This window comes from Streptomyces sp. NPDC127190, from assembly GCF_042672505.1.
Classification (GTDB): Bacteria; Actinomycetota; Actinomycetes; order Streptomycetales; family Streptomycetaceae; genus Streptomyces.
This window is the reverse complement of sequence record NZ_JBHXVE010000018.1, coordinates 190,644-198,012: the sequence shown is the minus strand read 5'-3', so window position 1 is coordinate 198,012 and position 7,369 is coordinate 190,644. Positions and strand designations below refer to the sequence as shown.

General features: G+C 70.7%; 7 protein-coding genes. All 7 read right to left on the bottom strand.

All coding sequences use genetic code 11. The annotated features are described in order from the left end of the window. Window positions 1-37: 37 nt before the first annotated feature. Window positions 38-706, bottom strand: coding sequence for a hypothetical protein (locus tag ACFVIU_RS26275; protein WP_385845461.1), 669 nt, complete (start codon window positions 704-706; stop codon window positions 38-40). Window positions 707-1,718: 1,012 nt separating this feature from the next. Further along, window positions 1,719-2,054: a helix-turn-helix transcriptional regulator gene (locus ACFVIU_RS26270; protein WP_351153276.1), complete on the bottom strand. Its 336-nt coding sequence runs from the start codon at window positions 2,052-2,054 to the stop codon at window positions 1,719-1,721. Then, window positions 2,051-3,217 carry a tyrosine-type recombinase/integrase gene (locus tag ACFVIU_RS26265; RefSeq protein WP_385845460.1) on the bottom strand — a complete coding sequence of 389 codons (1,167 nt, stop codon included), beginning with the start codon at window positions 3,215-3,217 and terminating at the stop codon, window positions 2,051-2,053. Before ACFVIU_RS26265 ends, ACFVIU_RS26270 begins: the two co-directional genes overlap by 4 nt. Before the next feature lie 137 nt (window positions 3,218-3,354). Then, window positions 3,355-4,086 carry a class I SAM-dependent methyltransferase gene (locus tag ACFVIU_RS26260; RefSeq protein ID WP_385845458.1) on the bottom strand — a complete coding sequence of 244 codons (732 nt, stop codon included), beginning with the start codon at window positions 4,084-4,086 and terminating at the stop codon, window positions 3,355-3,357. Window positions 4,087-4,118: 32 nt separating this feature from the next. Then, a complete protein-coding gene (locus tag ACFVIU_RS26255) occupies window positions 4,119-5,498 on the bottom strand; it encodes a phosphotransferase (protein WP_385845457.1) in 1,380 nt (459 codons plus the stop codon). Then, window positions 5,495-6,040 (bottom strand): hypothetical protein, encoded by a 546-nt coding sequence (locus ACFVIU_RS26250; RefSeq protein WP_385845456.1) that lies wholly within the window; start codon window positions 6,038-6,040, stop codon window positions 5,495-5,497. Before ACFVIU_RS26250 ends, ACFVIU_RS26255 begins: the two co-directional genes overlap by 4 nt. Continuing rightward, window positions 6,037-7,269, bottom strand: a complete 1,233-nt coding sequence (locus tag ACFVIU_RS26245; protein ID WP_385845454.1) for a protein-L-isoaspartate O-methyltransferase — start codon at window positions 7,267-7,269, stop codon at window positions 6,037-6,039. Before ACFVIU_RS26245 ends, ACFVIU_RS26250 begins: the two co-directional genes overlap by 4 nt. Window positions 7,270-7,369: the final 100 nt, after the last annotated feature.

The following is a 7,369-nucleotide window of genomic DNA, read 5'->3' as shown; positions in this document are numbered from 1 at the left end:
ACAGCAGCAGACTCACGGCCGACGCCCCGTCACCGCATCAAAAATGGTGCACTTTCATCCGTACGAGGTGGCGCACGTTCGCTTGTACGCCGACATCAGCTTCCGTCACCTGACGCAAGGTGGTGTAGCGGGTGGTCCAGTCAGCGAGTGGCGCGGCCAGGTAGACGAGGTAGCGGCGCATAGTGGCGTAGTCGGTGACGCGGTGGTGGGGCCTGCTGGCGCCACGCAAGACCCCGACCCACGTGCCGAGTTCGTCGCTGATTCGTGGAGGGAAGGCGGCGATGGTGCGCTGGACGAAAGCCTCGTGGCGGTTGCGCTGCGGCGGCGAGGTGACGAGCTGTTCGCGTTGGTCTAGGAAGGCGAGAAGCCCGCGAATGCGACCCTTGCCGCCGAACGCGCGGTGCATTGCCCGGAGCTCATCCTCGTGGAAGACGGTGTCGGCGCCCAGCCAGGTGGCGGCCACTCGTAGAACCCGAGCCATCGGCTCGTGGACTTTCTGGTGCCAGCGGTTCTCGGAGGTGTATCGGGCGAAGTCCGCCAGGAGGGCCTTCACCGGCGGTAGCGGGGCCGGCAGCAGGGCTCCGGCCAGCGGGCGCCAGTCCCGCTCGATCTCGAAGATCGTCGCCTGACCTTCAAGTACGGCTGGCGGACTGAGCTCTGGGCGATCCGCGCCGAGCTCGCGACGGGCCGCGCTGCCGTTCGCCAAGGACGGTCCGGCAAAACGTAGTTGTCGCCAGGTAGATGCGTCGGTGGCAGGACCCACTCGGAGGCGCTGTCGAGTGCAGTCGCGGCATCGACCGTTCTGAAGAGGAAGCGTCCCGGCGCCACACCGACCGCAGCATCCTTGTTGGTCAGCGTATACGCGACGCCAGTTTCTACAGGCGTCGCACACTTGGTTTCGGCCCCACGAGAGGCAGTGATCGCAACTTCGTGGCTGAGGTTGGGGGCGGGCCCGTTGGGCGGGCGGCAGCAGGACCACCTCGCGGTCCAGGCCAGGGGCGAGCCAGCCAGCCTTGTTCAGGACCCGGGTGACTCCGGCGGGCCGGTGAGGCAGGGCGTCAATGATCGCCGCGTCGACCAGGTCCTGGCCGGCCGCGTCGCGCGCCGCCAGCGGAAGGGCCAACATGTTCATGGCACTGACGCGCCAGGCACGCCCGAGGCAGTGCTCGGCCTGCACTTGACCGACCAGCGGTTTGAGTCGGATCAGATCGTCTTGGAATCGGCTGCGAATCGCGACGGCGTGGCGCTCCAGCAGCCGGTATGGCGCAGGGAACAGGGCCACCTGTCCATGCACTGCAGGCGGACAGATCCGCTCGTCGTCCACGACGAGGGCGGGGCGCTGAGCGCGTGCCCAGCCAGGTGCGTGGTAGCGGCCGTCCGTCTGCAGGCGGTAGGTACCGGTGGGCAAGGCAGGCCGACGGACGGAAGCGGGCAGACAGAACGCGAGCTGGGTCCAAGTCGGCTGTTCCGCGGCCTGTGCGGGTTCGAAGTACCAGGCCGCGTCGTACTCGGTGACAGCTACGACACACGCCCGGCAGAAGCCTTCATCGTTGATGCGCCACAGCCGCTTGCACCGTCTGCACTCGCCCTCCGGGTGGTTCCGTTTGGAGCGCCACTGGTGGCAGGGGGAGCAGAACGGTGACTGGACCCGCAGCCCCCAGCCGAGGCAGCCGGCGCACTGCCCCAGCGAGGGCAGGCGCTTTCGTCTTGGGGCCACCTCAGTTCGGTGGGAGTGACCTGGGCCGCCCCGCCCCGGTGGACCGGCGTGGCACCGGCCTGGGCGACTCGCCCGCAGCCGTAGCGAGCCCCTCGTCCTGGGCCACCGGCGTCTTCCCGGCTACAGGTTCGGCGACGAGCAGGTCCGCGACCGTGCACTGAAGAGCAGCGCAGATCAGGTCCAGGTCGTCCAACCGCACCGTTACCGGTGTGCCCGACCAGAGCGCGGAGACCTTCGACATCGACGGAGTGAAGCCGACTTCTTTGAACACGGGCATCAGGTCACTGGGCCTCCAGATGCCTCGGTTGGCCGCCGCCCACCGTAGGTTCCACTTCACGACAGACCCCCCGTGTCCACGCGCAGTCGTTGTGCGGCCCGAGCCGATGAACGTCGGCTGGCCATCTCTGGATCGCTCTGAGCGGACAAAATGTACCGAACCGTGGTCGTCGTCCAGTCATGACCGAGCAACTTCTGCACCTCCCACAGCGACATCCCCGCCTCGTAACGGTGTGTGGCACAAGCATGCCGAAGCAGATGAGGAAAGATCCGCTCGACCGGACCTGCCAGGTGGGCCTCCGAGGCTCTCGCCAGGGCCTTCCGTAGCGTCGACGTTGTCACCGCCGGGCCGACAGGGTTCGGCATGCCTCCAAGATCTCGCGCCAGGCGCTCCGAAGGCCAGACCGGCGACTCAGGGTGCTCCGGGTCGTCTGAGAACAACCCGCGGACTTCCTCCACGTACCACCACAGCAGCTCACGTCCCTCGGCAAACAGAAACGCCTCTCGCTGCCGCGGCCCCGACCCTCGGGCGCCCTTGCCCTGGACGACGAACCGCCCGAAGTCGCCGGCCTCCCAGTGCAGGTCCTTCATGCGCATCTGGCACAGCTCCGAGGCGCGTACTCCGGAGATGTAGATCAACTTCGCCATCACGTAGTCCCTGCACGCCACCGCCTCCTTGCGGGCGTGCGCCAGCTGCCGCCGCCAGCCGGTGAAGAACTCGTTGACCGCCCGGGCCGACGGTGGCACCCGAAGGCCGAAGTCACCGCGGTGTGCGTGTCGGTTGAATGGATCGATCGGTGACTCGACAGCCGCCCCGAACCGCTGGAAGATCTCGTGCGCGTAGCGTTGCTCCAGGAATGCGAAGAAGTGGTCGATCCGGTTCAGCTTCGATCGCACCGTCGGTGCCTGGCGTTTGCCGACTCCTGCGAAGTACCCGTCGACGTGGCGGGGCGTCAGCCGCCACGGCACGACACCGTAGTGGTCGCACACCTCGATCACTGGCTTCGTCAGCCCGTCCAGGGTGGAGGACGCCAGGCCCGCCACGTCTCGCGCCCACTGGTACTCGACCAGTGCGTCCATGAAGAACAGCTGCTCGTCTTCCTCGTCCGCCCCGCCTGCGTACCGGCGCTGCAGCAACAGCACGTCGCTCAGCCCCGGCTCGCCTCCCAGTAACTCCGCCTCTGCGGGCGACGGTTCGCTGGGAGGCGGTACGAGGGAGAGCACGCGAGTCCCGGGATCTGCCACGGACGTTGAAATTACAGCAGAGAGTCCTGAAATTCAGGAGAACGGCCCAACATCCTGAGAGGCAGATGTAGGAGCCCATCGAGCCTCCTGCCAGCTGAAATGGGACGACGCGCCGATCAGCCCCTCAAAGAACCCGCCCGTACTCCAGTTAGCTCGAACATGCCGCGGCGGGACCGGCCGAGCAGGACCCGGCCGGCGCCGTCGGTGACGACAGCGAGGGCGCCGGTCAGGGCATGGGCGGTGGTCGGCTTCTTCTCGACGGCCCGGGTGCCGGAGTGACAGGGGCCGCGCAGGACCAGGAAGGCCAGACCGTCCGCGTCCAGCCGCTCCAGCGTCTCCCATCCGGCGGCGAGCACGGCGATCTCGTCCTCGTCCAAGGCGATGCCGCGCCGCTTCTCGGGTGTGTTCGCCGCCACCGGGGTGATGATGACGAGAGCGCCGCCGTCCCGGAGCCGCCCACCCAGCCCGTGAAGGACCCGACCACGGTCCTTCAGGAACGGGTACATCAGGCGCATGACGACCAGGTCGTACCCCTCCTCGTGCAGCGGGACGGGGTCGTCGCGCTCGATGTCCAGTTGCAGCCAGCGCACGCCCTGCACGTCGCTGCGCTCGGTACGGGCCCGGGCGAGCGCGCTCTCGGTGAAGTCGACGGCGTCCACGGTGTAGCCGAGGGAGGCGAGGCAGGCGGTCAGCTCGCCGGTGCCGCAACCCACGTCGAGCGCCCGGCCACCGTCGTCCGGGGCGGGGGTGTGTTCGGCGAGGAGCTCCCGCTCCCGCTCACCGACCCGCCGGAACCCCTTGCCGTCGCGGAAGTGCTGCTCCCACTGATCGCGGACGGTGTACGTCAATGTGCTGCTCCTCGTGGGTAGATGCGGTGGGGTCAGGGGCGTGGTGCGGCGCGGAGCCGGGCCAGCGTGCGTCGGCCGCGCTCGACGAGCTCGGGATCGCCGTGGGCGGCGCCGTAGGAGATGCCGGAGACCGAATCCAGGGCGGACAGGACCGTGAACCGGGCCTCTTCCTCCCGGGTGAAGGCGCGGCCGTAGCCGTCCAGCACAGCCTGCCGAAGGTCGGCGCGGCCGTGCCAGGCATCGGCCAGCCGGACGAAATCCCTGATCGCCGGGCCTTCCGCCGACCGCTCGAAATCGATCACGTACAGGACATCGGCGTCTTCGTCCCATCGCAGATTGCGCAGCTGGAAGTCGCCGTGTGTGGGGACCGCCTCCAGGGCGGGCAGGTGCGCAGCCTTCTCGGTGGTGGTGCGGATGAACTCTTCGTCCCCGGGCGCGAGGTGGGGCCGGGCTCCGTGCAGGTGCCGCTCCAGCTTCCCCAGGGGCGGTGCGCCTGCGGCCGGGCGCGGTGGGGCGCTGGTGTGGATGGCGGCTGCGAGTTGCCCGATACGGTGGAAGATGTGGCGCTGCTGCTCGGGCGAGTACGTGGCGCCGTGCAGGGACCGGCCTCCCACCGCGGTGAGCACCACGGCCCGCACCTGCGTGTCGGCGGCCACCAGGCGGGGCGCGGCCGGGCCGAGAGCCGGCACCCAGCCGCGGAGCGCGGCGACTTCGCGATGGTGGAAGCGGTCGTTCTGATGGATCTTGACGTACCACGCGCCGCCCTCGGCGCCGCTCGCCCGCCATACGCGGCTCTCCTCGCGCGCCCAGGACACGTCCGCCCAGTCGGTGATCCGGCCCACCGCCCGCTCGGCGAAGGTGCGCACCTCGTGCGGGACCGCCCCGAGGCTGCCGGGTTGGGGGACGAGGGTCAGCCGGTCGGCGGCCGGGGTGTAGGCGATCGGGTCGCCGGGCTCCTGGAAGTGCACGGCCATCCGCGCACCGGCCCGGTAGGCGTCCAGCCCGGCCCGGCAGTACGCGACCATGGGCTCCGGAAGCTTGTCGAGCGCGAACCAGCCCATCGCGTCGCACACCTGGGGTTCCATGACCTTTGGGGTGCCGTCCCAGCGCCTCACCTCGAAGAACACCCCAAGTCGGGCAGCCCCGGCGGGGGAGCGGTGGTGCACGGTGACGGCTGCGCGGACGTCGGTCGGATCGACGACGATGCCGGTCTCTTCCCGGGTTTCGCGCACCAGGGCCGTGACCACGTCCTCCCACGGACCGTCCAGGTGCCCGCTGACCAGGTGCCAGCATCCCGCCGCGTACACGTCGCCGGCCCGCCGGGACAGCAGCACCTCCGGTCCGGCCGGGCCGTCGCGCAGGGCGATGAGGTGAACGTCGAGCGGCTCGGTGTGCCGCTGCGTGCCGGTCACGCGTCACCACCGGGGCGGTGGGCGAGCACCGTGAAACCTGCGTGCCCCTTCAGGAAGCCGCCGCAGGCATAGCCCCGGAGGAGGCGGACCGCCGCGGCCTCGACCTCGTGGTGCGGGACGGCCAAGAATGCGGGGCGGGCGAAGCTGGTGGGGCGCAGGTAGCCGAGGACGTCTTCGGGTGTCCAGGCGCGGGAAACGGGGGAGTGGTGCGCGGTCATGTTGCTGAACGCCGAGTCGGCGAGGCCGTCTTCGTGGGAGCGGTCGGTTCCGGTGTACGTGCTGCGGGCGCCCGCGCGCCGGTCGTCTCCGAGGTAGGTCTGGATCAGTCCCCGAAGGGCGGCGGTCCATTCCGATTCGTGGGTCCCCAGGCTGCCGTCTCCCGTGATCACCACCACGGCGTACGGCGCGGCCACCCGGTCCACCATGGCCAGGACCTCCGGGCGGGACACGCCTTCACTCGTGCCGGGACGGGAGCGGGCGCAGTCGTCGGCCTCGAACCCGAACAGGGCGTCGTCCGAGGCCGGCTGGTCGGGGCGGGTCATCGTGCATCTCCAGGAGGGTGGGGAAGCTGCCAGGTCAGGGCGCCGTTCGGGCTGGTGACCCGCTGGACGTCGGCGGTGTCGAGGCGGAGCCGGTAGGCGGCCGGTTCACCGGCCGCCCGCCAGCGGGCGGCGACGTCCTGGAGCTCCGCCCAGATGTCCCGTGGCCCGCACGTCGTCACGTCCCACCGGCGGTGGCCGGCGGCTCGCACGCGCATCCACGACCCGCACTCGGGCGCGCCGATCGTCAGGTCCTCGGCCCCGAAGTGGCGCACCAGCCCCGGATACAGGGCGTCCAGGGCCAGCCACATGCCGCGCGCCGTGTCCGCCGGCGGCGCGAGCCGGGTGCGCTGCGTCCACCCGTCGGCCGTGGCGATCGTATGACGGAAGGAGGAGGACAGGAACAGCCGGTCGAAGCCGGCACCGGCGCGGTGCCCGAACTCGACCGCGCGCAGTTCCGCCTCCACGGTCCCGTCCGGCCGTTTGTCGATCACGGCCAGGCCCGGCCACGACGGCGACGACGTCCCGAGCGTCATCAGGGCGCGCCCGCCCGGCGCCAGCTGCTCCACCAGGGCTGTCGGCACGCGGCGGACGGCGAAGGAGACGAAGACCCTCTCGTACGGGGCCGCGTCGGGCCAGCCTGCGGTGCCGTCCCCGGTCACCGCGGCCGGCTGGTAGCCGAGTGCGGACAGGCGCTCGCGGGCGGCCGCGGTGACGTGCGGGTCGATGTCGAGGGTGACGACGCCTGCGTCACCGCACACGAAGCATGCCACCGCCGCGGTCACCCCGGCACCGGTCCCGACGTCCAGCACGCGCTGCCCGGGCCGCAGGTCCAGGAGCTGGAGCAGATCCGCGGTCATGCCCATCGTGCTCGACATCGCGGTCATCACGCCCCCGCGGCGCGACCCGGCAGTACGGCCGAGGATCGGCTCCCCGTCGTGCTGGATCGCGACACTGTCACCGCTGTGCAGCCGCTCCAGCAGCTCCTCTTGGTCGGCCGGGCGGGTCCAGTCCAGCAGATCCCAGCGCGGCGGGGTCTCGTCGGGGGCGCTGCGCCGTACATACGCCTGGGGCATCAGGACCTGGCGCGGCAGCGCGAGCAGGGCCTCGCGCACCGGCCCGGGCCGCAGCTCTCCGCTCGACTCGAGCCGGGCGACCATCGCCGCCCGGGCGTCCGCGGCCCCGGGGGTGTCGACGGAGGACTGCGGCGGCAGGAAGGGCGCGGCGGACATGGCGGTGTCACTGCACCCGTCGCACTCGTGGGCCTCAGCTGGGGCGGGCACGGCGGATGTCAGCACTGTGGCGTGCTGCGGCTCGGGCCCGCTCCCGGCG

Bases quoted from the DNA above. Each gene is read 5' to 3' on its own strand.
- ACFVIU_RS26250 (WP_385845456.1), bottom strand. From the start codon at position 6,040: ATGACCCGCCCCGACCAGCCGGCCTCGGACGACGCCCTGTTCGGGTTC.
- ACFVIU_RS26245 (WP_385845454.1), bottom strand. From the start codon at position 7,269: ATGTCCGCCGCGCCCTTCCTGCCGCCGCAGTCCTCCGTCGACACCCCC.